Raw genomic sequence first — 26541 nt, 5'->3', positions numbered from 1 at the left:
TCTTCTACTTAATCCCCGAATTTCACGAATGAAAACGCAAAAGGCCGCAGACAATCTGTCTGCGGCTTGCGTATTCGATTCAATCGTTACTTTTTGATGACGACTGTGTTCGCGGATGCGCCTTTCGTGTAGCTGATCCGTTTCACATTCTCTGCGCCACGGATTTCAGCCAAGTTCGTTCCATCGACAATTACTTCTTTGACAGTTGCGCCCTCGAAGTCGATGATGGCACCGGCTTCTTTCGGTTTCACTTGAACGACGATGTTTTTGAGCGGGTCACCTGTCAATTCCGTGTAGGCGCCGCGTACGAAGATGCCGTTCTTGAAGTTCGTGCCTTTACCGATCGTCACGCCGATGAAGTCATCTTGGAGGACGAGGCGTGCAGCCTTGTTGTTCTCGACTGTGTAACGCGTCAATTCCACTTCTGGCTCCGGAGTGAGGTCGATTTGTGCGAGGACCGGATCGTGGTCACTGGCGCGGCCCGACATTTCCGTGAAGTCAGCGTTGACGTGAATCATATCGATTTCGGTCGTCGCCGCTAAACGGTTTGACACGAGGATATGGTCGAGCACTTGCGAGTTCCCTTGATAGACGTACGAGTAACGGTCGACAGCTGGAACTTTCTCGACCATGTTCGTCATCAAGTCGCCTTTGAAGATTTGCATCGCATCCGAGAATTCGAAGTCGTTGAAGTCACCGAGGGCGACGACGTTCGCGTCCGGGTTGTCCGTTTTCACGTCAGCGACGAAGTCATGGACGATTTGAGCGATTTGTTTTCGTTGGACTTCACTGCCGAGCACGACCGGCTGTTTCGAGCCGAAGAAACCAGTGTCGCCACCTTTCGAGTTCCAGTGGTTGGCGATGACGACGACGTTCTCGCCTTGGAAGTCGAACTGGGCCGCGAGCGGTTTACGTGAGCTGTTGAACGCTGGGTTGAGCGGGTCGATGCGGCCCGGGTTGTGCGTCAACTTGCCGTTTTCATAACCGACAGCTGTCGTTGCGTCACCGGCAGGGATGCCTTCTGTGAGCGAGACACGTTCCGGGTCATACAAGAAGCCGACACGGATGTTGGCATTTGGTGCGCCGCCGTCTTTATTGTACTCAGGGTCGATGTTGACGTACTTGTACGATTTGCCGCCAATCGAGACGATATTGTCGATCAAACGTTGGTAGCTTTGATCGGCCGCAGAATCGCCTGTACCTTCCCCGTTGTTATCTTGGACTTCGGTCACGCCGATGATGTCCGGGCTGTTCAACTCCTCGACGAACGCTTTCGCAAGTTTGAGGGCTTTCTCGTCCGACGTCTCTTTGACGTTGTTCGAGAAGTTCTCGAGGTTGTAAGAGGCAATCGTCAATTTGTCCTCTTCAGCTTCGATGAACGTCGTCTCGCGCTTGGCATCACCTTTGACGAAGGCAGCCTTCATCTCATCAAGACCAGCTTGAATCTTATAGTTGCCGTACGAGTATCCAACGACACCGACGATCGGGCCGTTGAAGCGGTCACCGGTCGCGACATCGAAATCACGAGCGTCGGCATTTGGTTCGAGACGGAATTGAATCCGTTCCGGGTTGGCATCATCTTTTTTCAACAGAATACCACCGTTGAACGTCTCGGTCGGTGTTGCTTCGAGCACGGTCACGAGGTCGCCGTTCTGTTGCGGTGATACCGATTTGAGGTTGCCCGTCTCGACGCGCATCCCTTCAAGGCTCTCCCAGAAGTCGATGGCGTCTTTGTCCGGGTTGAAGACGGCGAGGGCATCGCTGTCGATGAACTCGGTCGGCAAGTTCGACGCGTCGATTTTCACTGGCGTCGGGAGTGTGACACCGCTCTTGACGGCGTTGACACTTCCGTTGCGTGTATCTATTTGCGTCATCTTCATATCCGTCTGTTGACGGTCGCTGTAGCCTTCGATGGCGTACTCGCTGACGAGACCTTTCACGTTGACGAGGTCACCGACTTGGATGCCCGCGATTGAACGGCCACCATACAAGATGATTCCTTCTGACGTTCGTGCATCTTGGTCGGCTTCCGTGTCAGGCGTTTGGATATAGTAATACGTGGTACCCATCGATACGAACGAGTACGTGACGACGCCCTCGACGCCTTCAACAGTCTGTCCGTTCATCGGTGACGTGTGGCTTGCGCCTTGGATGTCATGAATGCGGATTTTGTCCGTGATTTTATAGTCGAACGTCGTCACGGCGCTGAACGCATCACCCGATTTGACGGCAACTTTGAGCGTTTTCGTCTCCTCGATGCGGACTGGTGACGTATAAAGGGTACCGTTCACTTTCGGATCCGACCCGTCGAGTGTGTAATAGATGTCAGCGCCCGCTGTCGTCGTCGAAAGTGTCACGTCTTGTGGACCGACGAACGTGCCTGCACCTGGCTTCGCTGTTGCCGGACGGAGTACCGATGCGTCGATTACTGCGTCAGATACGTCGCGCGGAATGATTTGATACGTGTTATCGAACTGTTGCACGATACCCGTGATCGACGAGTAGTTGACGTCCGTCTGTAAATCGAGAATGCCGCGCTCATCACGCACGACGAACTCTTTCGTTCCATCCGTGGCCGTCAAGTTTTGCCCGCTGCCCGAGAGTTTAACGTTCTTCACGGTGACGAGTTCCGACTCGACGTCCTCATTGATTTGTTCGCCAGTTAGGACTTGCGCAGCTGGTACGCTCGCCGCTTGTTTCGAGACGACGACGGCGCTGTTCAATTGAAGCAATTCACGGTACGAACCGATGGCACCCGTGACGACGACTTCATCACCGACGTTGACGGCGAGTGACGTCGGACGGACCGAGAGGCCGCCTGTCGCATCTTGAATCGAAATCGTATTGGCCAGCTTCGCTGTGACGACACCTTTAATCGTGACGGTTTCGCCTTCGGCTTTCGACCGGGCGTCACTGATTGAAATCGGAGTGACCGGAGCCGGTGGTTCGACCGTACCGCCATCGCCGTAGACGACGCCTTGGAACGTGTGCGATCCGAGGTTCGTGAACGTATCGATTGGTTGTGAGTTCCATTCAACGGCCGGGTCGAACGCATCCGCTCCGTTCGCATCGCCAGTCGTCACCGTATCTTTACGGACTAACGACTGGTCCACCGTGGCGACCGTCGTTCCCCATTTCGTGCCCGGGTCGAATCCGATTTGACCGAAGACGTCGAGCACCGTGTCTCCTTTTTTCAAGACGAGCGTGTCGTCGCCGTTAAAGTTCGTCACACCGCTCGTCGCGTTCGATTTTGCTTTCAAGGCATCGTTCGCACTGCCGTTGACGATGACGTATGTGCCACCTGGTTGAAGCGTACCTGTCAAGTTGAGCGTCGTGCCTGGAGTGGCCGCTCCGTTCGCATACAATTCAAGTCTATAGGCCGAGAGGTCGATGGCCGCATTCGTTCCATTGAACAATTCGATGGCTTTGTTGTTACTAGACCCTTCAACGTATTCCGAGATGAATAGGTCTGAAGCGTTCAATGTCTCTGCGTGTACGTTTGCCGCGATCGGCGTCATGCTGCTGACGATGAGTCCGGCTGATAAGGCGAGGCCGGTCATTTGTTTGAATGAACGTGCTTGTGGTTTCCCCATGTGTTAGTCTCCCTTTGATTATGTAGATGGCCGATACGATGTCCCAGTTCGTGTGGTCACTTGCTTGAGCGGATGCCCCCTTAATCCAAAAAATGATAGCGCTTACATTACTCGACTTGACGCCAGGAAGACATAATCGTATTTCCCCATCGTTTGACGTATTTCACTATCATTTACCAACTTTTCAACTACATGTTAAACATAACCAAGCAGACGTCAGAACTCAATCCACTTATTGCGAAGTTCATATTACAGTTTGATTACAGACATGAAGAGAACTGAGCAAGTAGGCAATCGGGTTGACGCGACGTGTTGCAACTCTTACAATTCATTAATACAACTAAGTGTATCGGTTAACTGTGGATTAAATAGGGAGGAAACGAATGACGACAATTACTTATCCGGTCATCCCGGGAGCGGGCGCGTTTTATTATGAAGGAAATGATATTGGCATCTTGTTATGCCATGGCTTTAACGGGACGCCTCAAAGTGTGCGTGACGTTGGAACCGCCTTGATGGAGAAAGGATTCACCGTCTTCGCACCGCGGCTCAAAGGACATGGGACGGATCCGGAAGAGTTTCGGCAATCGACACGCCGCTGCTGGTATGAGTCGATGGAAGCCGGTATCCGTCTCTTGCGTGAGCGATGTCGACACGTCATCGTTGTCGGGCAGTCAATGGGCGGGACGCTGGCGATGAAGGCCGCTTTGGCCGGGCAGGCCGATGCGATCGTCACCATCAATGCGGCCTTGTCCGTTCCAGGCTATGCCTGTCACGCCACGGACGATGTCTGTCGTTTCATTGATGAAGACGAACCGGATATCTGTGCGCCGGGTGTGTATGAAATTGTCTACGACAAAGTGCCGACGTCAGCCATTCGGGAATTACTCGCGCTCATCGAGGAAGTGCGACCGATGGCGGCCGAGGTGACCGTGCCGACGTGCGTCATCCATTCGGCCATCGATAACGTCGTGCCGCCCGAGGACTCGATGTGGTTGTACGAAACTGTTCAAGCCCCAAAACAACGAGAGGTGCTCGAACAGTCGTATCATGTGGCGACGATGGACCATGACCGGGAGCGGTTAGCGGACGTCATCGGCGCATTCTGTGAACAAGTTGCGACAGCCCCGAAAATGTAGTCTCCGGACTACATTTTTTTATATCTCATTATTTGCAAACGCTTGCACAAGTGCTATTGTAGTATTAGATTCAGCCTAAAACAGGTATTGCTGTTCAAGTATATAAAATATAAATGATGAGATGTAGGAGGCAAGCGGCGTATGGAGTCAATGGTCAGCAGAGAACAAGTGGCGAAAAAAACGGTCACCCGCACGTGGTGGAAAGAAGCGATCGCGTATCAGATTTACCCGCGTAGCTTTAAAGATTCGAACGGAGACGGGATTGGTGATCTCCGCGGTATTATCGAGAAGCTCGATTATTTAGAAGACCTTGGCATCGATGTGATTTGGCTATGTCCGATGTACAAATCTCCGAACGATGACAACGGCTATGATATCTCGGACTATCAAGACATCATGCAAGAGTTTGGGACGATGGAAGACTTTGACGCATTGCTCAAAGCCGTCCATGCACGCGGCATGAAGCTGCTCTTGGACCTCGTCGTCAACCATACGTCCGATGAGCACCCGTGGTTCGTCGAATCGAAACGCTCGAAAGACGACCCGAAACGCGACTGGTATATCTGGCGCGATGGGACGGATGGGGGACCCCCGAACAACTGGGCGAGCATCTTTGGTGGTTCAGCGTGGGAGTACGATGAGACGACCGAGCAATACTATTTGCACGTCTTCTCCAAAAAACAGCCGGACTTGAACTGGGAAAATGAAGACGTGCGTGGTGCCGTCTACGATATGATCAACTGGTGGCTCGACAAAGGCATCGACGGATTCCGGGTCGACGCAATCAGCCACATCAAGAAGATGCCAACCGAGACGATGTTGCCGTCCCCAGACGGAAAACCGCACGTCACGGCGTTCTCGATGTATTCGAACATCGATGGCATCCACGACTATCTCCAAGAGATGAAGCAGGAGACGTTCGCCAATTACGATATTATGACGGTCGGCGAGACGAACGGGATTGAACCGCAAGCCGCCGATTTATGGATGGGGCCGGAGAACGGGGCGATGAACATGGCCTTCCACTTCGACCATGTCGATATCATGCGGCAATCACGTCTGGCGCCGCTCGATGTCGTCAAGCTGAAGCGCATCTTTGACAAGTGGCAACAAGGCCTACTCGAGACGGGATGGAACGCTCTCTATATCGAGAATCATGACATGGTCCGTGCCGTCTCGCTCGTCGGGGATGAGAACCACTATTGGCGCGAGAGCGCGACTGCGCTTGGTATGATGTATTTCTTCATGCACGGGACACCGTTCATCTATCAAGGGCAGGAAATCGGTATGAAGAATGTGCCGCTTCCGTCCATCCATGACTATGACGATGTGGCGACGAAAAATGAATACTTCGAACGGATTGCCAACGGGATGAGCGAAATCGATTCGATGCAGCACGTATGGGGCACATCACGCGACAACGTCCGCACCCCGATTCAATGGGACGCGTCACCGAACGCTGGTTTCTCGACGGTGACGCCGTGGATGCCGATTCATGAAGAGTATGAGACGCTCAACGTCGACGCCCAATCGAAGGATGCCCATTCGATTCTTTCGTTCTATAAGGCGATGATTCGTCTTCGTCGGACGGAAGACACGTTCACGTACGGCAGTTACCGCGATTTGTTGCCGGAACATCTGCAAGTGTTCGCCTATGAACGGAAGTTTGAAGAACAAACGTTTTATGTCGTCGTGAACCTGACGGCAAACCCTGCCGAGACGACGCTGCCTGGTCTCGACAAAGCGACGCTCGTGTTAACGAATGAGATGGATCCTGAGACGATCGAGACGGACACGTTTATGCTGCGTCCGTTCGAGGCAAGACTGTACCGCTTATAATAAGAAGACACCTTCCCGGCGAAGGTGTCTTTTTAGGAGGTAGGAAGATGCAGCATCAAATAGAGATGGGAAACGATGAGACGATATTCGAGTTCGTCATCGCGGAAGCGTCACGCGACACGTTACGACTCGTCCATGCGCAAGTCATCGAGACGGTCCGGACGGAGGCGTATGTCCAATTTGCACGGGATTTGACCCATGCCTTTCACGCGTTGCAAGGAGTGGCTCGATTACAAAATGAGGCAGGGCGAGTGATTTTGACAATCTCGTTCGAACGAGGCCGCGTCGAGGTCGAGACGGCTTGGGGACAGGGGACGAACCGATTCGAGACCGATCAAAGTTATTTGACGAGGACGGTCGGACAAATCGGCATCGTGGAATAGATTGTGACAAACGCGGGAAAAGAGCATATGATAGAGGTTGACTATACGGAAAGGGGTGTCGGGTATGGATGGCACGAAACGCGCGGACATTCGCCCAGGGCTCCACGTCCAGATTGTCCTAAAACAAGATCAGCGGAGTGGGAAGTTGACGTCAGGCGTCGTCAAAGACATTTTGACGAACTCGCCGCGTCACCCGCACGGCATTAAAGTACGCTTAAGCGATGGACAGGTCGGTCGGGTGAAAGTGATCGAAGCTGGAGGTGAATAACATGACTGAAAAGAAATTAAGTTTTCAAGAGGCGATGAAGCAAAAACTCGCTGAAAAGAAACAAAACGAGACGAAAGTGCCGACAGGACTTCGTGGGACGAAGCAGAAACCGTTGACGAACCAGTTGACGAAGAAGCCGAACAACCAGAAGAAACGGACAGGCGTTTAAAAAGCAGCCGCTCACAATGAGCGACTGCCTTTTTTGTTTGTCCAGGTTTGTTCAGTCATGTGACGTACCGATGAAATAGCCATTGTTGAAGTGGTCGAGCAGCTGTTGATAGTACTTCATCTGTTCAACGTTCTTGCTTGCAAGCGCCGCGTCCGCACCGGCGAGCAATTCACCGACGGTCAACCCGACCTCGCTATTGTCTATGGCATAGACGAGCTCGAGATCGAGCACATCAGTACCGTTTAACAAGACGTTGATTTTTGCAGCCGTCAGTTGCATAATCAATCGTTTCTCTTCGGTCATTCCTCTTTTCGCGGGATCCATGAGCAGGGCGAGTGCTTCACGGTCGTCAGTCACGCTATAGGTTTGGCCGTTGAGTGTAATGAACGTTCCATACGAGAACGTTACTTTGTCGAAGTTGAATGTGTTTTTCCAGAAACCGATCGTATACACATCATAGTCGTCCGTTGGTGGCGGTGGTGGCGTACATTCTTCCACCGTCAACGTGACGTAGCGGACCCAAGGAGTACCGACGCCCGGATCACCCGGATAGGCTGTTTCGTTCGAACCGTTCACGACCGTATCCAAGTGGAGGAAAACATTGAATTGGAATCCGTCTGACAAAAGCGTGGATTCAGTGACTCCAAGGTAACCGGCGAGATTCGCATACGGAATCAGTAACTGTGTCGGGTCGACAAGTGATTTGATCTTGAATTCATATGCACCGGGACTTCCACGCTCAAGAGACTCGGTCGTTAAACGGAAATCAATCTTGATGTTTTCTGGTACATCCTGTAAGACGACCCCGTCATTCAAATCGATGACGATTTTCAGCCCATCGGCAACGAACTCAAAGTCAACAGTACCAATCGGGATGTTTTGTCCCGCATAAATCGTTGTACTCGACGTCGTCGACACACACCATTGTTTACTACTTTCTTCCGCAACGACTCCTTTCATTGGCAAGAGCGACAGCACGAACATGAGCACGAACAACAGTGACCACCATTTTCGATGCTTCTTCATCTCGTTCCCTTCTTTCCTCGTGATGACTGAACGTGGTGTTATAGAAGGTGCACACCTATAGTTATTTATTACCCGGTCAATTAGCGTTCAGTCGCAAATCAGGGAAATAATTCAAACGAGATGAGAAATGTAAACAATATTCACATTAAAACCTATTCACAAAGCGAATAGTTTGAAACAAGTTGAATGAGGACGTCAAAATACAGCAGGGAAATAAAGATTTATTATTTCTTTCAGATAACTTTGTAAGCGCTTTAAATAAAGCTATAACTCAACTTTTGTTATATAACATATGAAATAAGTGTGAACTGACCTATAAAAAAATTATTGATAATTGTCAGAATCTTTGTATAATTCAAAACAAGACATTATAAAACATCTTAACAACTTTAGATTCACACAACAGGGAGGAACTTATTTATGGAAGCCGTGCAAAGCATGTTACAAGGAAGCGTCGATTACATGAACAACATCTTATGGACGTATGTTCTCATCGTCGCGCTCGTCGGAGCCGGGATTTACTTTACAGTGAGGACACGCTTTATGCAGTTCCGTTACTTAAAAGAGATGTTCCGGGTCGTCGCTGAAAAACCGGAGGTCACAGACAGCAAGAGCATCAGTTCAATGAAATCGTTCTTCATCGGAGCAGCCACACGAATCGGGACGGGTAACTTGGCCGGTGTCACCGTCGCCGTGACGGTCGGTGGACCAGGAGCGGTCTTCTGGATGTGGATCGTCGCGCTTCTCGGTGGAGCGACAGCGATGATTGAGAGCACGCTCGCACAAGTCTATAAAGTAAAAGATGACGTCGCGTACCGCGGCGGTCCAGCATACTACATTGAAAAAGGACTCAACAACCGGGCCCTTGGTATCGTCTTCGCCGTCTTAATCGCGGTGACGTTCGGTCTCATCTTCAACTCAGTGCAATCGAACACGATCGCGGCCGCGTTTGATAACGCGTTCGGCATCGATGCCGTCGTCGGTGGAGCCATCCTCGTCGTCTTGACTGGATTGGTCATCTTCGGTGGTGTACACCGTGTCGCCAACTTCTCGGCAATCGTTGTACCGATTATGGCTGGATTGTACTTGGCCATCGCCGCTTATGTCGTCGTCGTCAACATCACAGAAATCCCAGGCGTGTTAGCGATGATCTTCCAGAGCGCATTCGGTCTTGAGCAAGCGTTCGGTGGATCGGTCGGAGCAGCCATCTCGATGGGTGTACGTCGCGGTCTCTTCTCGAACGAAGCAGGTATGGGTTCGGCACCAAACGCGGCAGCAGCTGCTGAAGTTTCACACCCAGCGAAACAAGGTTTCCTTCAAGCGCTCGGTGTCTTCTTGGACACGTTGATCGTCTGTACGGCAACAGCGGCCATCATCCTCCTCTCAGACAGCTATGCTGCCGGTAACGGAGAAGGAATCGTCATGCTTCAAAATGCATTGAGCGAACAAATCGGATCATGGGCGCCAGCGTTCGTCGCTGTCAGTGTCTTCTTGTTCGCCTTCAGTTCAATCGCAGGTAGCTACTACTACGGTGAAACAAACATCGAGTTCATCAAGAAGAGCAAAAACGCAGTTCTTGGTTTCCGCCTTGCGACAATGGCGTTCGTCTTCATCGGAGCGGTCGCAAGCCTCGGCTTCGTCTGGAGCTTGGCTGACTTGTTCATGGCAGGGATGACGTTAATCAACATTGCAGCCATCACGTTACTCGGTGGCGTCGCCTTCAAAGTCCTTCGCGACTACGAAGAGCAGCGTGCCCAAGGGCTCAACCCACGCTTCTCGGCCCGTAAACTCGGCATCGAGAACACGGAATGTTGGGACGTCGAAGAAGAAGAAGTCGCACAAGGTGCAGTCCAAGCGGCTGCTGCCGATACGACAAAAGGTTAATTCGTTCAATGTGCAACAACAGGGGCCCTGCGCATCGGGGCCCCTGTCTTTTTATGCTTGTTGACGGATGGATTCGATTTTCGTATCGGCTGGCTTGGCGTTCAAATGGACGTACGTCCCGGCGACGAACAAGGCACCGCCCACGATATTGCCGAGCGTGGCGAAGACGAGGTTATGCAACGCCAGACTGACGTTAATCGCCTCGGACGGGACATAATAGAGCACAAGCCCGAAAATGCCCATATTGGCAATCGAGTGCTCGAAGCCGGCGGCAAAAAAGATGACGACCGGGAGCATCGTCAGCATGATTTTGGCGACATCATTCTTCGTTTTCAGCGGCATGAAGATGGCGATACAGACGAGGATGTTACACAAAATCCCTTTTAAGAAAATCGCTAACGCCTCACCGCCCATCTTTTTCGTAGCGACGACCGACAACAGGTGATCGGCGTCGACGTCACCCATGCTGTGGGCCCCGATGACGAGTCCGACGAGGAGAAGCGCACCGACGAGGTTACCAATCCAACTGATGCCCCAGACGGCCGTCAAATCGCGCCAGTCGACACGTCCGCGTTTCGCGCCCGTATACAAATACATCGTGTTGCTCGTGAACAGCTCGCCGCCCATCCAGACGATGAAGACGAGGGCGACCGAGAAACTCATCCCGGCAAACAGCATCGTCCCGGGAACATCGATGAACATGTTACCGACCGAAAAGGCAAACACGACCCCAATACCGATTAGAAACCCGGCGACGATGGAGCGGAGTGCGTAGTGACCGAACGCATGACGCAACAGCGTCGCTTTTTTATAGGCGGCTTCTTCCATATACTCGACAGCTTGTTTTTCCATTTGAACACGGCCTCCTTTAGACAACTTAAGTCTAGGAGGTCCACTGAAAGTTTGCAATTGTTTTCACAAACTTTTTTGAAAGCCGTTTCAACTGTTCACATCGTTGCCACGAGTTCGACTTTCATTCGGTCGGGATCCTCGAAATAAAGAGCGATATAGTTCGGACCACCGGCGTAAGGGAATCGATCGGCATAGAGCTCCGTGAATCCGTGCTGAGGCAATTCTGAGCGCAGTCGCTCGAGTTGCTCCAATGAGGAGGCATGAAAAGCGAGGTGGTTCAACCCGGTCTTTTTACGATGATAGGGCGGTTCGAGGTGGTCGGCCTCGGTTTGGACGAAGACAAGATACGTGGCGCCGAAGCGATAACTTCGCCCTTCGTCCCATTGTTGATAGACGGTATAGCCGAGCTCGGTGAGAAGCCAGTCCCAAGCGTTGAGACTCTTCGTTAAATCGGAAACGTACAGTTCGACATGGTGCAGCATCGGTCTCATCCTTCCGTCGGACGTTTCAAATGCGTCCGTTTAGTATAATGGTTATTATATAACGAATGCAGGGGGAACCATATGGACAACACGGGGCTTGTCTCGAACATATTGATCGCCGGGAAGACCGGGGTCGGGAAGAGCGCTTTTTTAAATTACATTTATGGGCGTGACGTTGCCGAGTCACGTGCCGGCAGCCCGGTGACGGCCGAAGGACTTCACGAATACGAGTACTACGATCTCGAGCGCGGTATCCTGTTCCGTTTCTTCGATACGTGGGGACTCGAAGCGGACCGGTCCGACGAATGGCATGAAGCGGTCCTCTCCATCGTCAACAAGCGAGAAGGTGCGCTCGATATCGCCGACTGGTTCCATACCATCTATTATTTACTCTCGATCAACTCGGGGCGCGTCGAGGCGTACGAACTCGAATCGATTCTCAAACCGCTCTACGCGAAGCGAAGCAATGTGACGATCATCTTGACGAACTATAACCCAGACAGTGCGATGAACGTCGAGAAGGCGGAAGCGATGGAGGACGTGCTCATGCGCGAACTCGGAATTTCACGGGATGCGATGATTCGCGTCAACAGTGTCGAAAAGAAATTGCTCGGCGGACAAGTCGTGCCGCATATCGGCTATGAAGCGGTGTGGCAACGTAATCGGACCAACCTTTGGAAAGACGTCGAACGAAAACTACCGCATAACTTGACGCGTCATTTATTGACCGAATTAGAGGCGTGGCGCGCCCGGAGCTATCATTCGGCTGAGACGATTCGCATGATCACCCCGCAAGTGATGATCAGCTGGAAAGCCCGGCAAATCGAAAAAGACTTGGAACGAACGCTCGAAGCGGCCGCTGAGACGACAGAGGCGGCGATGGCCCAAGGCGTTCGGCATTATATTCAATTGATGGAACGCTACCCGCTCGTCGGCGCCCCGTCCGACCTTGTTTTTAAAACGCGTCGGGTCGAGCTCGGGTTTGATTATTCGTTTAACCGGACCGTCCGAAAGATGGTGCTCGGCATGATTCCGGGCGTCCACTTCATTTACTGGGCGTTCAAACGGCGAACGGCGGAGCGCGGCATCAAGAAAGCCGTCAATCAACAGTACGAGCTGGTCAAACAGACGATCGAGCTGGACGTGCACCGCGGATTCGAGGAAGAGATGCGACGGCTCGGCCGGACGCTCAATCAATGAGGAGGAACGGACATGGATAAACAGACCCCATTCAATTTTGATACGTACGATTTGAAGGAAGAGCTCGACCGATTGCGCGGAAAAGTCAAAAAACCGAATATCTTAATCGCGGGAGCGACCGGATCAGGCAAGAGTTCCGTCGTCAACCACGTGTTCGGTCGCGACTTGACGAAAGTGGCCGCCGGTGAACCGGTGACGCGAGGGATTCATCAGTTCATGAGTGATGAGATCGCCATCGTGCTCTACGACAGTGAAGGATATGAAATCGGGAGCGCCCGGCAACAAGCGTATGCCGATGAAGTCATCGGTTTCGTTGAGCGGGCCCAGACGAAAGGGGCGGCCGAACAGATTCATCTCGTCTGGTATGTCATCAACGCCTCGATGAAACGGGTCACCCCGCTCGACCGGGCGCTCATCAAACAGTTGAACGAAGCGACATCGGTCGCCGTCCTGTTGACACAAATCGACCAAGTCGATGTAGATGAGCTCACGGCCCTCCGACAGGAATTAATGGATGTGGTACCTGAAGAGGCCGTGTTCCAAGTCAGCGTCGCCGCCGAGCTGTTGAATGATCCGGAATTACGGGCCCATCTCGATTGGGAACGTCTTGTCACGTGGTCGGTCGAACAGCTCGATCACTCGCTCCAAGAAGGGTTGCTCATGGAGATTCATGCCGAGAGTGAGGCGATGCTCAAATTGAAGCGGAAGAAGGCGAACCGCATCATCTCGGGTTATGTCGCCAGTGCCGGAACGGCGGCCGCCGTTCCGCTTCCGTTCGCTGATGCGATCGCGCTCACACCGATTCAAGTGACGATGAGCGTTCACTTGTTCCGCTACTGGGGCGTGAAAGCGAACGACGATATGCTGAAGACGCTGATCGGCAGCACCATCATCCCGCAAATCGGACGGGCGCTCTCGAAGACGATTTTACTGAACGTTATGAAATTCTTCCCGGGGGCGAACGCGGCGGCGAGCGTCATCAATGCGACTGTCGCATCAGGCATCACGTGGGCGATCGGCCTCGCCATCAACGAAGTCGCGTACCGGAACGCGATGGACTCATCGAAGACGATTGAGCAACTGCTCGACAGTGACTTTGGCTCGTTGTTCGAAAAGTTCATGGAACAAAATCCAGTGACGAAAAAGAAGTCTTGATTGAATCGGTTTGATACACTGGTCGAGACGAGACAAAAGGGGGAAACGACATGAAGAAACGAATTTACATCACGAGACGATTACCGGAAGAGGCTGTGGCACCGCTACGGGACAAGTATGAGGTCCGCATGTGGGAAGAAGAAGCGAAGAGTGTCCCGCGTGACGTGTTAGTGGAAGAAGCGGCGTCGGCACATGCGCTTTGGACGATGCTCAGTGACACGATTGACCGGGAACTGATGGAGCAAGCCCCGCAGCTCGAAGTCATCTCGAACTTGGCGGTCGGCTATAACAATATCGATATCGAGGCGGCGAAAGAACGTGGCATTATCGTGACGAACACGCCAGACGTGTTGACCGAGACGACGGCCGACCTCGCTTTCGGACTGATGATGATGACGGCACGCCGGCTTGGGGAAGCGGAACGTGATTTACGGGCCGGGGAGTGGAAGTCGTGGACGCCGATGGGGTACGTCGGTATGGACTTGTATCGGGCCAAGCTCGGGATTATCGGAATGGGACGTATCGGCGAGGCGGTCGCACGCCGGGCCCGTGGCTTCGACATGGACGTGTTGTACCATAATCGGACGCGACGGCATGAATCGGAATCGATGTACGGGTTCGTCTACGCGGAACTCGATGAACTGCTCGAACAATCCGATTTCGTCGTCGTCCTTGCGCCCCTCACCGAGGAAACACGTGGGATGCTAGGGGTGGAACAGTTCGCTAAAATGAAATCGACTGCCATCTTCATCAATGTCGCCCGTGGCGAGATTATCGATGAGACGGCGTTATACGAGGCGTTAAACGAACAGCGAATTTGGGCGGCCGGTCTCGACGTGTTTGCGAAAGAGCCGGTGGCAATGGACCATCCGCTCTTGACACTCCCGAACGTGACGACACTTCCGCACATCGGCAGCGCCTCGATTCAGACCCGACTCGCGATGATGGCGCTCAATCGAGAAGCCATCATGAACGTGCTTGATGGGGAAGAACCGAAGAACCGTTTGACGTAAAACAAGGACCTGACCGGGTTGCGGTCAGGTCCTTGTTGCATCCGTGGATTAGAAACGGCGAATATTATCCGGATCTTCATAGTCGTTACGAAGTGCCCGATCATCGAGTCCGCGCAATTTGTTCTCGCGGTCGTTTATATCGGACTCTTTATCCAAGCGATCTTGTTCAGGGTCGACGGCTCGGTTCGGGTCATCACCGACCGATTCATTGAACGGTTTCGAATCGACCTCTAAGCCATCAGATGACGGGCGGTCAGAACGACTCGCATCATGTGTGGCATGTTTCCGTTCATTATATGGAGTCGAATCGATTTCAAGACCATCAGCCGTATGGTGGCCTTGATGGCTCGAGTCGTGTCTCGAGTCGTTATAAGGCGTCGAATCGACCGTCAGTCCTTCATTGTGGCGACGTTCGAAATCTTCGTCCACATAAATCAAGATTTTTCCGGCCTCGACGTCGCTATAGTGGCGATTTACCTCTTCTTCGCTCAAGCCCATGTTTCGAAGTCCCGCGTGTACATCCTCATGCCCGCTCAAGAAAGCCCGAACTTTATCGAACCATCCGGTATGGTGCGACGCTTCGGTATGGACGTCTGTCTGACGACGCAAAATTGAGACATTGTCCTCATGCTTGGCGACGACATAGATGTCTGAATCTTTGTAGCCTTTCGCACGCAACTCCTCGACTTTGCCGAGCGCTGCATCTTGCGTGTCATACATGCTGATGAATCGTTTCTCACTCATGTTGGTTTCCTCCTTATAATCGGCGATGGTCTTCTAAGCCAGAATGTCCGCGGACGATTGGGTCCTCTTTCGTGCCGCGCGGTTCCTCGTCATGATCATTGAACGGTTTCGCGTCGAAGGCGATGCCATCCGCTTCCTCCCCTTTATCATGATCGAGCTCACTATCTTTTTTATACATGTTCGGATAGCGTTCGTATGAATGCTTATCGATGTAAAGCAATAGTTTGCCGGCATCAATTGACGTGTAATACTCTTCAGCCTCCGCGTCACTAAGCCCCATATTCCGCAACTCATCGCGAATGCGGTCGCTTCCGTGAAGGAACGCTTTCACACGGTCCAACCAGTTGACATCACGAATCCCCGATTCGGCGTTCACATCGGTGTGGTAACGCAAGGCAGAAATTTCCCCATCCCGCTTGGCTACGACGTGCATGTTTTTCTCTGCTTCCCCAGCTTGCTTGAGTTCATTCACCTTATCCATGACTTCTTGCTCATTATGGAATAACCCAATGATTTTGCGATCCGACATGTTGTGCCTCCTTCGTAATCGTTTATTTGTTAAATCGACGTCACGCTATTAGTAATTTCCGTTCTAACAAAGGTTCAAACAAAAAACGCCATCTCAAGGCGAGAATGGCGTCATCAATAATAAATCATCAATGTTTCGTTTCCGAGATGGCATCGCGTGTTCTTCCAAACGAACTCGACGAGTGTCCACATGGCCATGAATCCACTGATCGCGAGCAGAATGAGCGCATACACAGGCGTCAATTGAATCAAGAATGACCATCCGAGCGAGAACAGGATGGGCTGGGTCAGTAAAACGAACCCGACGTATACGGCAATGATGAGCAAGGCGAATAGAATCCGTCGTCCTAACGTCTGAAAGTGATGGCGAAACCGCGTCAAAAGTCCAAACACGGCACCAGTCAACAACACTGGGAGCACGAATCCGAAGTAGTCGAGCGGATAAGGCGTGGCCGGTGCCGTGAACAAGCGCAAACTGAATACGTCATCCATAACGAGCAACAGATTCGCATAAGCGAACGCTAAAATCATGCCGAGCAGCCAACCGAATTGATTCCAGACGCGACGCGATGATTTGATGGCCTCGATTTTTGTATAGGCCAAAAAGGAGACGTCACGCATCTCGACATCTTGAAGCTTGACCTGGACGTCGTTGAGCCGATCGATGGCCCAGTCGAATTCCCGATTGGCTTGAGTTTTCTCATGCGATTTCAATTCTTCTGACGCCTCGATCATCGTATGGTAGCGACGGCGATACTCTTCGTTCGTCGTCGGTTGTTCGATTAAGAATAAGGCATATTCCTTCGGGTTTTGCTTGGTCAGCCCCTCTAGCGACTGTTCGTTCTTTTCCGCTTGTCGAATATAGCCCGCTAAACTGTCGAGCAACCGATCGGCTTTCGTCTCATCATTGAGCAGGTCGTGCAAGTGCGTTCGGACTTGATCGTAAAACTGTTGAACGATTGGGTCGTTCGATACGTGTGATTTCAGAAAAATTCCTCTCTTCTCATAGTTGGATTATTCCGGGGGTGGGTCGTTATGCGATAGCGTCAATGATTCGAAGTCCCCTTGTTCGATGCTGCGGATGAGAATCTCACTGCCTCCCATATTCGTCGCTAGCGGAATCGAATACACGTCACAGAGACGCATCAAGGCGCTCACATCGGGTTCGTGCGGCTGGGCCGTCAACGGGTCACGGAAGAAAATAATCATGTCTATCTCGCCTCGGGCGACGGCGGCACCGATTTCTTGGTCCCCGCCAAGCGGTCCGGATTGAAAACAATGGACCGGTAAACCGGTCGCCTCGGCGACGCGCTTCCCGGTTGTGCCGGTCGCGAATAATTGATGTTGTTTCAAGACGTGGGCGTAGGCTTTTACGAGCACAATCAAATCATCTTTTTTCTTATCGTGGGCAATCAGGGCGATGTTCATCTTGATTCCTCCTCAAAAGACTTCTTCTTTTAATTCGTATCACATTTACTGGAGAAAGACACGACTTCTTTCTTATAAGAGCACTTTCTAAAAAACGTTTTGACGAGAATGATTTATAGAGGAATAGGAAATGGCAAGGTTTAGGCAGATGAAAATGTTGGTATTTATACAAAGAGTCAAATAAATGAAATCATTTCAAAAAGAGATTGGAGGAAGATGTTAAATGAACGATACTACTTATAACTTCAACACATTCATGTCATGGCTGCCTGAGCTTTTGCTTGCCTTGGTCATTCTTGTCGTCGGATTCATTTTGGCGAAAGTTCTTGAAAATGTGACGCGCAAAGCGCTTCGCAAAGCACGTCTTGACGACCGTGTAGGGGTAAAACAAGAAGGTGAACCCGGAAAGCCTGGAAGAGAGGAAAAGCGGTGGACGCCTGAACGCATCATCGCAAAAGTCGTCTTCTTCGGCGTACTGCTTCTCGCATTCTTAATTATCTTTGAATTCTTGAACGTACCAGCTGTCGCTCAACCGTTCAGTCAAATCTATGCCGGCTTCTCTGGCTTGATCACAGGCGTGATTAAAGCAGGTCTCATCCTGCTCGTCGCATGGATTATCGCCACGCTCTTGAAGAAAGGGATTCAAATGGCAGGTCATCGTCTCAACTTGAACAAGTTGATGGAGAAGACAGGCCAAGAGTCGACTAGTGTCAATCAGACGAAATGGGTTGACACGGTCGCCAATATCGTCTTTTACCTTGTCCTATTGTTAGCTCTTCCAGCGGTACTCGATGCGCTTGGGTTACGAGGCATCAGCGGTCCGTTTGAAGACTTGTTGAACAGTTTCCTTGCCTTCATTCCAAAACTTGTCGCTGCAGCCCTTATCTTCGCGATTGGTTATGTCGTTGCGAAAATCGTCCGCGATATTTTGACGAAGTTCTTGGAAGCGGCAGGTCTTAACCGCTTCGCCGAGAAACTTCACTTGGCTGATTACGTGAAAGGGTCAAGTCTCGCAAAAGCGGTTGGAACGATCGTCTTCATCTTGATTATGATTCCGGTCACGATTTCAGCGCTTGAAGCACTTGATGTTCGTGGAATTTCAGATCCGGCCATCTCGATGCTCAATGATGTCTTGGCGATGATTCCGAATATCATCGTGGCAATCGTCTTGATTCTCGCCGGTGTGTTTATTGCCAAGTGGTTGAAAGGTGTCGTCGTGTCTCTCCTTGAGAACTTGGGCGTCAACTCACTCGCTAGCAAAATGGGTCTCGGTGGCCGCTCAACATCATCGACATCGATTGCACAAGTCATCGGAACCATCGTTCAAATCATCATCATCTTGTTGTTCGTATCAGAGGCACTTCAAGTCGCGAACCTCGACTTTATGGCTTCGCTCGCAACAGCAATCTTCGCATACTTGCCAATGGTCATCGCAGCCATCGTCATCTTGGCGGTCGGTTTCTGGCTCGCGAACATGGCAGAGCGTCTCGTCGGTAGCGTGCTCGTAGATGGAGCTGGCCAACCGAGCGTCTTGCGCCACGTCGCGAAATACGCGATTCTTGGAATCGCTTTCTTCATGGCAATCAGCCAACTTGGCATCGCGCCAATGATCGTCAATACGGCATTCTTGCTCATCCTCGGTGCAGTTGCCCTCGCCTTCGGTCTTGCCTTCGGTCTTGGTGGACGCGAGACAGCAGCTCGCTACTTGAAGAAAGCGGAGAAACGAATTGATGAGACAGAAGTATCGAAAGAAGGTCTCGAGCAAGAAAAAGCCCAAATGAATCAAGAAGCCGAAGCTGCGAAGCAACAGGCGAAACAAGGTGTGGAGCAGTCGAAACGTGAAGCGAATCAAACGAAACAAGAGTTGAAACGCGAAACGAATCGTCCCCAAACCCCACAATCTGATGTGACGAACGTAGACGGTCCAGAGCCGAACCCGTTCCATGACAACATCACACCAGATCAAGATAACCGTTCACTTGATGACAACGAAGGTCCACTTCGTCCATAACAGTGAAGGACGGGTCCCTGTACAGGGGCCCGTTTTGTTTTGCTGTAAAATAGTGTCACTTTTGTCGATATAATAAGAAACAGGTCGGTAAGAAGGCAGGAGTGACATACATATGTTCAAACAGTTTCAACGTACGCTCATTATGAACTACATATGGGGATCAGGCATCGCTGTGTTTGGGGTCGGGGGTCTGTTTATTTTTCAGACGCTCAGTCTTTCCCCGGCCGAGATGCTCATCTTGGCCGTCATCATGGGGTTGTCGGGCATGACGATGATTGGGCTTGAATTACTCCTCTATCGGCGTCACATTCGTCCTATCTATCACGTGTTCCATACGGATGCACCGACCTATGAGGCGTTACAACAAGCGTTCAATCAGACGAGTCACTTTCCAACGTTGACGGTAAAGCGGATTCTTGGTCCGCACTTATTCGGGTTATCCGTTCCAGCGATGAGTTTGACGGCGTTCGCCATTCACCAAGGCTGGATCGACCTCCCGTATCGGTTGATTGGTTTGGCGGCATTCGGCGCCATCTTGATTGCCATCTTACACGCGCTTATCGAATTCTTTTTGACGTACCGGTCGGTGGAAACGCTCTTGCTCCAATTGCAAGAGATGAGCCATCGCCTGCATCAACGTCCGCTGCAAGCGACGTATCGGTCCATCAGCGTCCGAACGAAGTTGTTGATTAGCATGCTCGTCATCGGGGTCTTCCCGGTCGCATTGTTCATTTTAGCGTCAGGAGTGCAGCTGTCGGCGGTAGAACAAGCCGATGCGTATTGGCAGTGGGCGGCTTTGATTTTGGTCGTCATCATCGGAGTTGCGACGTTCAGTAGTTTTTTGTTGTATGACAACATCAAGCGTCCAATCGGGGCCTTGACCGAAGGGGTCGCCGCATTGGATGCCGGGCGGTTGAACACAATCGACAACCCTTACTCCGATGAGTTCGCCCAACTCGTCACCGGGTTCAACCAAATGGTGACGAACGTCACGTACCGTGATCAGGAAAACGAACAACTGTTAAATAGCCTATTTGTTTTGTTCGCCGCGACACTCGATGCCCGCGATTCGTATACGGCCGGACATTCTGAGCGGGTGGCCGCCTATTCAGTCGAATTGGCGCAGGCACTTCAGTTGCCGAATGAACAGATTGAACTGCTCCGCAAATCGGCGTTGCTACACGATATCGGGAAAATTGGGATTCGTGACGATGTGCTGTTGAAAGAAGGAAAGTTGACGGACCATGAGTTCGCCCAGATTCAAGAGCATCCGACAATCGGCATTCATATATTGAATCAAATCGCCTTGCCCGAGTCACTGCAACCGATTATGGCCGGGGTCCGGTCTCACCATGAACGGATTGACGGGCGCGGATATCCGGACGGATTGGTCGGAGAACGTATTCCGCTCTTCGGTCGCATCATGGCGATTGCCGACGCGTATGACGCCATGACATCGGACCGTCCGTATCGGAAGGGGATGCCTGTCGAAAAAGCACTCTCGATTCTCGAGAGTGGACGTGGTACCCAGTGGGATGCCGCATTCGTCGACGTGTTCGTTCAATTACGACGTCAGGCCGTCTCTGCCTAAACAAACAAGTCCGCCCAAATCGGGCGGACTTGTTTGTTAGAGAAACGCATCAACGAGATACACCCCGGCGATGCCGCCGATGACGACGAGCATCAAGTTGGCCCGGAGTAATGCGAGCGCTGCGGCGACCATCCCACCCGCTAAAGCGGACGTGAGACTGTTCGTCGCCTGTAGGATGCCCGGAAAAATCAGGCTGGCGAGCACCGCATAAGGCGTGAACAGTAAAAATCGCTTCAAGAGCGGCGGCAACTTGACGTCCCGGAGCCAAAGCAGCGGAACGAGCCGCGGGATGTATGTGACGAACGCCATGGCAAGGACGAGCAAAAACAGACTGATCATACCTCATCCTCCTTGTATACGAAAGCGCCGATGCCGGCTGCGACCATCGTGGCCAAGATGATGCTCAAACCGGACGACAGCGGGATGAATGGAGAGACGCCGAAGTAGAGAATGGCTTGAGTCAAGACGGCGATTGCAGCTACGACGATGACCGGTTTGCGGGTAAGGGATGGGACGAGTAGGCCGATGAACATGGCGTACAAGGCGATGCCCATACTCGTTTGGACCGAGGCGGGCAAGCCGAAGGCGAGAAAGACGCCAATCCATGTCCCGACGTTCCAAGCCAAGAAGGCAATCATGTTTAGCCCGAGCACAAAGTGGCCGCGCGTCGACTCGTCACGCGTCGAGGCGACACTGAACGTCTCATCGGTCACGCCGAACGCGATGGCGGCCAGAAATCGATTCGAGGTCGTCTCGAGACGTTGGGACAACGACGCCGACATCAGGAAGTGCCGTAAGTTCAGGATGAACGTCGTCAAGATAATCTCCCAATACATCGAACCGGCCATAATCAACTGGACACCGATGAACTGACTGGCACCGGCAAAGATGAATAAGGACATGGCAAGCGTGATGACGTTTGGCATATCGAATGATTTCGCAAGCAGGCCGAAGGCGATGGCAATCGGGATGTAGCCGACGGCGACGGGAATGCCGGCACGCATGCCAGAACGGAAGGCGTCCTTATTCGGAATCGGTGTCATTTGAGAGACCGGGGTTGCCATGAGACCTCCTCCATTTCATAGATGATTTAATGTGGATTCGAGATTGGGTCACGCTTTCCTGCTCGAAACTAAAAAAATAGGGTATATAAAGGCGATAAGGAGCGTGAATGTATGAGTCGAGCTGAAGAATTTATCGCATCGTATCATCGGATTGAGGATTACTTGAGTCGAGAGATGGGGGACGGCCAGCATTTCAGTTTCAGCAACATGGTTAACCGTCTTGCCAAACATAATCCGATTATTGACAGGTATAAAGAAGATTTACATCAAATGAGTCAGTTGCGGAACGCCATCGTCCACGAACGGCGGGAGCCAGACTTCATCATCGCTGAACCGCATGACTCCATCGTCAATTTGATTCTCGAAGTGGAGAAAGAACTGCTCCATCCGCGTCAAGTCATCCCGCTGTTCCGTAAAATCGTGACGACGTTTGACGCCGACGATTCGCTCGTCGCCGTGCTCGGCGAGATTCGAGACAAGAATTATTCGCAGTTCCCTGTCTATAACCAAGACGGGTCGTGGCGTGGGTTGTTGACGAAAAAAGGAGTGACCAGTTGGCTCGCCGAAACGGTCGACGGGCCGCATGTGTCACTCGAAGGCGTTCAAGTCAAGCACGTACTCCAACACGACCCGCACCGGCGACGGTACCGATTTATCGCGCAAGAGACGTCGGTCATCGAGGCGCACCATCATTTCATTAGTATGAAGGACGGCGTCCGTCTCGATGCCTTGCTCATTACCGAGACGGGACAAGAAGATGAGCCGTTACTCGGGATTATCCGACCACAAGATATTTTATACGTCATCGGTTGAGGCGCCGTGCTCGATGGCGACCTCATATTGAGTGACCGTGTTTCCGAGGACGATGGGCTTCACTTCAGAAGTGCCGTCGTCCCGTTTTTTGTGGGCATGTTTATACGCACCGCTATCGCGCCAATTCTCAAAGCTCGCCGCGTCGCGCCACGTCGTCATGATGACGACCTGATCTTTCGTCTCATCCGATGTATCCGTCAACACTTGCATCCGGATGAATCCATCCATCGACTCGATGCCTTTCGTCGTTTGGAAACGGGCGGTGACCGCCTCAATCTTCCCTTTTTCAATGTCTAGTTTGTTCATGACAATCCACATGCACATGTCCTCCTCTGCGATATCGTACGGGTTCATTATACATGGAACACGATCGATGCCTCGCTCGAGATGCTCGCATCAACGTTCGGCCCACCACTCCTCGAACGTCCAATTTTGTTGTTTCATCGTTGTCGCTTCTTTCACACCGACGTACCGTAGATGCCATGGCTCGTAGTTGTAGCCGGTGATTTTCTCTTTGCCTTTCGGATAGCGGACGATAAATCCGTAACGGTGTGCCTGTTGGAGCATCCATTTGCCTTCTGGGGTCTGGTCGAACGAGGCATAGAGTCCCATCTGCATGCGTGCACTCGTCATATCGACGGCGAGGCCGGTTTGATGCTCACTATATCCAGGACGGGCGACATATTTTGAGGCGTACGCCGTGCCTCGCGTGTTGACCCAATACGTATAAAGTGATTTTTGAGTGGCGTAGGAGCGATAGGCGCTGAGGGCATACAACGTGTGGCCTTCTTTTCGCCCGGCGTAATAGAGGAGGGCTAGCGCGTGAGCGGCTTCAGCGGCCATGAGGGTTCGCTCGCTTCCTTTCGTGTAGACGGTCGGGATGGTCAACGTGACGAGTTGCCGCGAACGATACGTGCTCGAGAGGCCGTGTTGTTTATTGACGAGTCGAATCCGTTCCGCAGGCGCAAGTTTCGGGATGCCAGCTTTCAAGTTGCTCGACGGGGTATAGTAGCGTGTGCCATCGATATAGACGTTTGACCAACTGCGATTATACATCGTGTAACGGACAGGTGTGTTCGTGGACAGCGTCTTGGCGACCGGGGACGCTTGCATGGCCCGCCAGTACAGTTTCGTCGTTTTAATCGTGTAGCCTGGCTGGGGTGACGGGGTTGCGGCGGAAGTGGATATGACGGGAAAGATGAGCATCAGGACGAGGAGTACACGGATGAGTTTCATGAGGATGACCTCCTTTTGAGTCGTTGCTCTTCTTTTCCCTTTTTTTCAAATGATGAAAAGATAACGAATCAGGGAATAAGAGATAAATCGTCTCCGTCTCTTGACCTGAAGCGTGTACTGCCTGAGCCCGATGTGCCGGCAGCCCAAAAAAGATACACTTATCGTGTAGGGAAGAGATGGATCGAAGTATCGAAAGGAGTGAGTGCATATGGAACTCATTTTTGGTTTACCATTGTTATTGCTTGTCCTATTCTTTGCCTTTTTGTATTTCAACATCAAAGGGCTATCGAGTATGTGGAAAGATTACAATCGGACGAAATCGATGATTCCTCTCGGATTCTTCATCATCGGGATTATCGGGATTTTCACCGGCGTCTGGACGTGGCTCGTCATCTTGATTTACTATGCCGTCCGTCCAAAAGCTTGACCGGACACCATGTGCGAAAGTGCATGGTGTTTTTTTGCTATACTGAGGACGAGGTGTTGTCATGGATAAATTGATTAAGGCGTGGTTCATCATCACGCTCATTACGTTTGTGCTTTTTAAGCTAGGTGAGACGATGACCGCCGCTTATACGGAACCGGCGGGCGAGGGGAATCCGTACGTACTCGTTTTGCTGGTCGGTTGGCCGTTCGTCCTGTTGTTCATTTGGATTACGATTCGGCTCGCGCAGCGCACCGTCGCGTCGGTAAACCGTTTGGCGCGAATCGGTCTCTTGGTGGGGAGTCTCGTCATGGCGGGAGTCAGTTTCTATATTAACGCCGAGCAGGCCGCTTCGCTCCGCGCAGGCATCCGTGCTTCTGAGAACGCGGCCTATGCGTCAGGGTGGAATCAGTTCACGAACATCATTTATGCGAACCAATTGACGTTTTTCGTTTTGACGGTCAGTTGTATGGCACTTGGAGTGGCGTTTTCCTTCGTCACCCGCAAACGAACGAACGAGGAACGGCTCAACTAGCCGTTCCTCGTTCGTTTGTTTAGCTTAGTTTACTTTGATACAGGAGGGCGTAGCGGTCGGCCGCGATGATGGCATCGGCGACTTGTTCTGGGGTCACATCGAATCCGCTATGAATCGTCTCGCCTTCTGCGGTCGCGGCTTGGCCGACTTTTAGGATGTCCTCGCGGGAAGCATCTTTCAATTTCACGTCTTCAAGCGTGACCGGCAAATCGAGCGCCATATACAAGGCGACGTAGCGGTCAAACTCTGCCTGCGTCCGGCCTTCGAGTGCGAGTTGGACGAGTGTACCGAAGGCGACTTTTTCGCCGTGCGTCAAATGGTGAATGTCGCCATGCAGGGCCGTGAATCCGTTATGGATGGCATGCGCAGCGGCTAATCCACCACTCTCGAACCCGAGACCGCTCAAGAGCGTGTTCGCTTCGACGACGGACTCGAGTGCCGGCGTGACAACTTTGGCTTTTACGGATTCGTAAGCTAAAATCCCGTAATCGAACAGCACTTCTTCACAGCGTTTGGCAATTGCCTCCGCGGCAATGGTCGGGACACCGCCCGCCATCGTTTTTCCCCCAAAGGCGAGGACGCTTCGAACCTCGACCCATGTCGCGAGCGCGTCGGCAATTCCTGAGGCGAGGAAACGAGCCGGGGCCTCAGCAATCAGTTTCGTGTCGACGAGAACCAAATCCGGATTCTTTTTATAGAACCGATATGTCTCAAAGTTTCCTTCATCCGTATAGATGACAGAGAGGGCACTCGTCGGCGCATCCGTCGAAGCGATGGTCGGTACGATCACGATGCGGGCATCCAGTTCGTCAGCGACGGCTTTGGCCGTATCGAGCGTTTTTCCGCCGCCCATCCCGATGACGACTGCGGTATGGCTCTCTGCGGCCGCTTTGGCAATCCGTTCAATCTCGTGACGCGAAGCCTCCCCGACGAAATCAGCCTTCTCAGCGTTGACGCCGCTCGCTTTAAGTGAATCGGTCACCCGCTCCCCAATCAAGCGCCAGACGATGTCATCGGCGATGAGCAGCGCCTGTGACCCGAAGTGACCGACATGGTCCCCAATCCGATCGATTGTATTCTTGCCTTGCACGTACTTGGCTGGACTGATAAATACACGTTCTGACATATTCAACATCCTTTCTGAAGTAACGGTAGCGATAGGGC

27 protein-coding genes are annotated in these 26541 nt (G+C 52.0%); 14 read left to right on the top strand and 13 right to left on the bottom strand.

Annotation, left to right across the window (positions count from 1 at the left end; all coding sequences use genetic code 11):
- Positions 1-86: 86 nt before the first annotated feature.
- The gene (locus KNP80_RS08860; protein WP_214834530.1) at positions 87-3593 is read right to left on the bottom strand and encodes a chitobiase/beta-hexosaminidase C-terminal domain-containing protein; all 3507 of its coding nucleotides are present in this window, start codon (positions 3591-3593) and stop codon (positions 87-89) included.
- A 383-nt stretch (positions 3594-3976) separates the two neighbouring features.
- Here KNP80_RS08860 and KNP80_RS08855 point away from each other — a divergent pair, with 383 nt between their 5' ends.
- The 5 genes from KNP80_RS08855 (at position 3977) to KNP80_RS08835 (ending at position 7391) form a co-directional block, all read left to right on the top strand.
- Positions 3977-4732 carry an alpha/beta hydrolase gene (locus KNP80_RS08855; RefSeq protein ID WP_128123028.1) on the top strand — a complete coding sequence of 252 codons (756 nt, stop codon included), beginning with the start codon at positions 3977-3979 and terminating at the stop codon, positions 4730-4732.
- 141 nt (positions 4733-4873) lie between these two features.
- Positions 4874-6571: a glycoside hydrolase family 13 protein gene (locus KNP80_RS08850; protein ID WP_251128954.1), complete on the top strand. Its 1698-nt coding sequence runs from the start codon at positions 4874-4876 to the stop codon at positions 6569-6571.
- Between the two features lie 47 nt (positions 6572-6618).
- The gene (locus KNP80_RS08845; protein WP_214718677.1) at positions 6619-6954 is read left to right on the top strand and encodes a hypothetical protein; all 336 of its coding nucleotides are present in this window, start codon (positions 6619-6621) and stop codon (positions 6952-6954) included.
- A gap of 64 nt (positions 6955-7018) precedes the next feature.
- Positions 7019-7222, top strand: a complete 204-nt coding sequence (locus tag KNP80_RS08840; RefSeq protein WP_021067949.1) for a YwbE family protein — start codon at positions 7019-7021, stop codon at positions 7220-7222.
- Between the two features lies 1 nt (position 7223).
- On the top strand, positions 7224-7391 hold the full coding sequence (locus KNP80_RS08835; protein WP_021067950.1) for a hypothetical protein: 168 nt from the start codon (positions 7224-7226) through the stop codon (positions 7389-7391).
- Between the two features lie 51 nt (positions 7392-7442).
- On the opposite strand, the gene KNP80_RS08830 is transcribed toward KNP80_RS08835, so the two are convergent.
- A complete protein-coding gene (locus tag KNP80_RS08830) occupies positions 7443-8417 on the bottom strand; it encodes a hypothetical protein (RefSeq protein WP_214833023.1) in 975 nt (324 codons plus the stop codon).
- A gap of 420 nt (positions 8418-8837) precedes the next feature.
- On the opposite strand from KNP80_RS08830, the gene KNP80_RS08825 reads away from it, so the two are divergent.
- Entirely contained in the window at positions 8838-10301 is a 1464-nt protein-coding gene (locus KNP80_RS08825; protein WP_214718674.1) for an alanine/glycine:cation symporter family protein, read from the top strand.
- A 51-nt stretch (positions 10302-10352) separates the two neighbouring features.
- On the opposite strand, the gene KNP80_RS08820 is transcribed toward KNP80_RS08825, so the two are convergent.
- Together KNP80_RS08820 and KNP80_RS08815 are read right to left on the bottom strand one after the other, a co-directional pair.
- On the bottom strand, positions 10353-11153 hold the full coding sequence (locus KNP80_RS08820) for a formate/nitrite transporter family protein (RefSeq protein ID WP_214718673.1): 801 nt from the start codon (positions 11151-11153) through the stop codon (positions 10353-10355).
- A 95-nt stretch (positions 11154-11248) separates the two neighbouring features.
- Complete coding sequence (locus KNP80_RS08815; protein ID WP_214718672.1) at positions 11249-11635, bottom strand: VOC family protein; 387 nt, start codon at positions 11633-11635, stop codon at positions 11249-11251.
- Positions 11636-11716: 81 nt separating this feature from the next.
- On the opposite strand from KNP80_RS08815, the gene KNP80_RS08810 reads away from it, so the two are divergent.
- From KNP80_RS08810 to KNP80_RS08800, 3 genes are read left to right on the top strand one after another with little or no spacing between them, the layout of a single operon-like run.
- A complete protein-coding gene (locus tag KNP80_RS08810; protein WP_214718671.1) occupies positions 11717-12835 on the top strand; it encodes a GTPase in 1119 nt (372 codons plus the stop codon).
- Between the two features lie 12 nt (positions 12836-12847).
- Positions 12848-13990 (top strand): YcjF family protein, encoded by a 1143-nt coding sequence (locus KNP80_RS08805; RefSeq protein WP_214799430.1) that lies wholly within the window; start codon positions 12848-12850, stop codon positions 13988-13990.
- Positions 13991-14040: 50 nt separating this feature from the next.
- Positions 14041-15003, top strand: a complete 963-nt coding sequence (locus KNP80_RS08800; protein WP_214834528.1) for a 2-hydroxyacid dehydrogenase — start codon at positions 14041-14043, stop codon at positions 15001-15003.
- Between the two features lie 48 nt (positions 15004-15051).
- On the opposite strand, the gene KNP80_RS08795 is transcribed toward KNP80_RS08800, so the two are convergent.
- The 4 genes from KNP80_RS08795 to mgsA all read right to left on the bottom strand — a co-directional run bounded on the left by KNP80_RS08795 (position 15052) and on the right by mgsA (position 17703).
- Positions 15052-15747, bottom strand: coding sequence for a YflT domain-containing protein (locus tag KNP80_RS08795; protein ID WP_214718661.1), 696 nt, complete (start codon positions 15745-15747; stop codon positions 15052-15054).
- Positions 15748-15760: 13 nt separating this feature from the next.
- A complete protein-coding gene (locus KNP80_RS08790) occupies positions 15761-16276 on the bottom strand; it encodes a YflT domain-containing protein (RefSeq protein ID WP_029596367.1) in 516 nt (171 codons plus the stop codon).
- A 113-nt stretch (positions 16277-16389) separates the two neighbouring features.
- A complete protein-coding gene (locus tag KNP80_RS08785; RefSeq protein ID WP_251128953.1) occupies positions 16390-17199 on the bottom strand; it encodes a hypothetical protein in 810 nt (269 codons plus the stop codon).
- A 90-nt stretch (positions 17200-17289) separates the two neighbouring features.
- On the bottom strand, positions 17290-17703 hold the full coding sequence (gene mgsA, locus KNP80_RS08780) for a methylglyoxal synthase (RefSeq protein ID WP_214718660.1): 414 nt from the start codon (positions 17701-17703) through the stop codon (positions 17290-17292).
- A 223-nt stretch (positions 17704-17926) separates the two neighbouring features.
- Here mgsA and KNP80_RS08775 point away from each other — a divergent pair, with 223 nt between their 5' ends.
- Both KNP80_RS08775 and KNP80_RS08770 read left to right on the top strand, forming a co-directional pair.
- Positions 17927-19714 carry a mechanosensitive ion channel gene (locus KNP80_RS08775; RefSeq protein WP_214718659.1) on the top strand — a complete coding sequence of 596 codons (1788 nt, stop codon included), beginning with the start codon at positions 17927-17929 and terminating at the stop codon, positions 19712-19714.
- A 112-nt stretch (positions 19715-19826) separates the two neighbouring features.
- Positions 19827-21305: an HD-GYP domain-containing protein gene (locus tag KNP80_RS08770; RefSeq protein ID WP_214718658.1), complete on the top strand. Its 1479-nt coding sequence runs from the start codon at positions 19827-19829 to the stop codon at positions 21303-21305.
- Between the two features lie 36 nt (positions 21306-21341).
- Here KNP80_RS08770 and KNP80_RS08765 read toward each other — a convergent pair whose 3' ends face one another.
- Positions 21342-21644, bottom strand: a complete 303-nt coding sequence (locus tag KNP80_RS08765; RefSeq protein ID WP_214718657.1) for an AzlD domain-containing protein — start codon at positions 21642-21644, stop codon at positions 21342-21344.
- Positions 21641-22369 carry an AzlC family ABC transporter permease gene (locus KNP80_RS08760; protein ID WP_214718656.1) on the bottom strand — a complete coding sequence of 243 codons (729 nt, stop codon included), beginning with the start codon at positions 22367-22369 and terminating at the stop codon, positions 21641-21643. Before KNP80_RS08760 ends, KNP80_RS08765 begins: the two co-directional genes overlap by 4 nt.
- 111 nt (positions 22370-22480) lie before the next feature.
- On the opposite strand from KNP80_RS08760, the gene KNP80_RS08755 reads away from it, so the two are divergent.
- On the top strand, positions 22481-23182 hold the full coding sequence (locus KNP80_RS08755; RefSeq protein WP_214718655.1) for a CBS domain-containing protein: 702 nt from the start codon (positions 22481-22483) through the stop codon (positions 23180-23182).
- Here KNP80_RS08755 and KNP80_RS08750 read toward each other — a convergent pair.
- On the bottom strand, positions 23165-23500 hold the full coding sequence (locus KNP80_RS08750; protein ID WP_214834526.1) for an antibiotic biosynthesis monooxygenase: 336 nt from the start codon (positions 23498-23500) through the stop codon (positions 23165-23167). The genes KNP80_RS08755 and KNP80_RS08750 overlap by 18 nt on opposite strands.
- Positions 23501-23578: 78 nt before the next feature.
- Complete coding sequence (locus KNP80_RS08745; RefSeq protein WP_214834524.1) at positions 23579-24418, bottom strand: M15 family metallopeptidase; 840 nt, start codon at positions 24416-24418, stop codon at positions 23579-23581.
- Between the two features lie 208 nt (positions 24419-24626).
- Here KNP80_RS08745 and KNP80_RS08740 point away from each other — a divergent pair, with 208 nt between their 5' ends.
- Both KNP80_RS08740 and KNP80_RS08735 read left to right on the top strand, forming a co-directional pair.
- Positions 24627-24845 (top strand): hypothetical protein, encoded by a 219-nt coding sequence (locus tag KNP80_RS08740; RefSeq protein ID WP_021067968.1) that lies wholly within the window; start codon positions 24627-24629, stop codon positions 24843-24845.
- Between the two features lie 61 nt (positions 24846-24906).
- The gene (locus KNP80_RS08735; RefSeq protein WP_214833015.1) at positions 24907-25377 is read left to right on the top strand and encodes a hypothetical protein; all 471 of its coding nucleotides are present in this window, start codon (positions 24907-24909) and stop codon (positions 25375-25377) included.
- A 19-nt stretch (positions 25378-25396) separates the two neighbouring features.
- Here KNP80_RS08735 and KNP80_RS08730 read toward each other — a convergent pair whose 3' ends face one another.
- Positions 25397-26503, bottom strand: a complete 1107-nt coding sequence (locus KNP80_RS08730; protein WP_214718643.1) for a glycerol dehydrogenase — start codon at positions 26501-26503, stop codon at positions 25397-25399.
- Between the last annotated feature and the right edge of the window lie 38 nt (positions 26504-26541).

The organism is Exiguobacterium sp. E4787, assembly GCF_018618375.1.
Lineage (GTDB): Bacteria > Bacillota > Bacilli > Exiguobacteriales > Exiguobacteriaceae > Exiguobacterium > Exiguobacterium chiriqhucha.
The sequence above is the reverse complement of the archived record's forward strand: the minus strand, read 5'-3'. Positions and strand labels throughout refer to the sequence as shown.

Coding starts and splice junctions, on each gene's coding strand:
- KNP80_RS08755 (WP_214718655.1), top strand. CDS start 22,481: ATGAGTCGAGCTGAAGAATTTATCGCATCGTATCATCGGATTGAGGAT.
- KNP80_RS08790 (WP_029596367.1), bottom strand. CDS start 16,276: ATGTCGGATCGCAAAATCATTGGGTTATTCCATAATGAGCAAGAAGTC.
- KNP80_RS08830 (WP_214833023.1), bottom strand. CDS start 8,417: ATGAAGAAGCATCGAAAATGGTGGTCACTGTTGTTCGTGCTCATGTTC.
- KNP80_RS08825 (WP_214718674.1), top strand. CDS start 8,838: ATGGAAGCCGTGCAAAGCATGTTACAAGGAAGCGTCGATTACATGAAC.
- KNP80_RS08845 (WP_214718677.1), top strand. CDS start 6,619: ATGCAGCATCAAATAGAGATGGGAAACGATGAGACGATATTCGAGTTC.
- mgsA (WP_214718660.1), bottom strand. CDS start 17,703: ATGAACATCGCCCTGATTGCCCACGATAAGAAAAAAGATGATTTGATT.
- KNP80_RS08775 (WP_214718659.1), top strand. CDS start 17,927: ATGAACGATACTACTTATAACTTCAACACATTCATGTCATGGCTGCCT.
- KNP80_RS08770 (WP_214718658.1), top strand. CDS start 19,827: ATGTTCAAACAGTTTCAACGTACGCTCATTATGAACTACATATGGGGA.
- KNP80_RS08850 (WP_251128954.1), top strand. CDS start 4,874: ATGGAGTCAATGGTCAGCAGAGAACAAGTGGCGAAAAAAACGGTCACC.
- KNP80_RS08760 (WP_214718656.1), bottom strand. CDS start 22,369: ATGGCAACCCCGGTCTCTCAAATGACACCGATTCCGAATAAGGACGCC.
- KNP80_RS08855 (WP_128123028.1), top strand. CDS start 3,977: ATGACGACAATTACTTATCCGGTCATCCCGGGAGCGGGCGCGTTTTAT.
- KNP80_RS08805 (WP_214799430.1), top strand. CDS start 12,848: ATGGATAAACAGACCCCATTCAATTTTGATACGTACGATTTGAAGGAA.
- KNP80_RS08840 (WP_021067949.1), top strand. CDS start 7,019: ATGGATGGCACGAAACGCGCGGACATTCGCCCAGGGCTCCACGTCCAG.
- KNP80_RS08765 (WP_214718657.1), bottom strand. CDS start 21,644: ATGATCAGTCTGTTTTTGCTCGTCCTTGCCATGGCGTTCGTCACATAC.
- KNP80_RS08750 (WP_214834526.1), bottom strand. CDS start 23,500: ATGTGGATTGTCATGAACAAACTAGACATTGAAAAAGGGAAGATTGAG.
- KNP80_RS08810 (WP_214718671.1), top strand. CDS start 11,717: ATGGACAACACGGGGCTTGTCTCGAACATATTGATCGCCGGGAAGACC.
- KNP80_RS08795 (WP_214718661.1), bottom strand. CDS start 15,747: ATGAGTGAGAAACGATTCATCAGCATGTATGACACGCAAGATGCAGCG.
- KNP80_RS08860 (WP_214834530.1), bottom strand. CDS start 3,593: ATGGGGAAACCACAAGCACGTTCATTCAAACAAATGACCGGCCTCGCC.
- KNP80_RS08800 (WP_214834528.1), top strand. CDS start 14,041: ATGAAGAAACGAATTTACATCACGAGACGATTACCGGAAGAGGCTGTG.
- KNP80_RS08815 (WP_214718672.1), bottom strand. CDS start 11,635: ATGCTGCACCATGTCGAACTGTACGTTTCCGATTTAACGAAGAGTCTC.
- KNP80_RS08735 (WP_214833015.1), top strand. CDS start 24,907: ATGGATAAATTGATTAAGGCGTGGTTCATCATCACGCTCATTACGTTT.
- KNP80_RS08820 (WP_214718673.1), bottom strand. CDS start 11,153: ATGGAAAAACAAGCTGTCGAGTATATGGAAGAAGCCGCCTATAAAAAA.
- KNP80_RS08835 (WP_021067950.1), top strand. CDS start 7,224: ATGACTGAAAAGAAATTAAGTTTTCAAGAGGCGATGAAGCAAAAACTC.
- KNP80_RS08745 (WP_214834524.1), bottom strand. CDS start 24,418: ATGAAACTCATCCGTGTACTCCTCGTCCTGATGCTCATCTTTCCCGTC.
- KNP80_RS08740 (WP_021067968.1), top strand. CDS start 24,627: ATGGAACTCATTTTTGGTTTACCATTGTTATTGCTTGTCCTATTCTTT.
- KNP80_RS08730 (WP_214718643.1), bottom strand. CDS start 26,503: ATGTCAGAACGTGTATTTATCAGTCCAGCCAAGTACGTGCAAGGCAAG.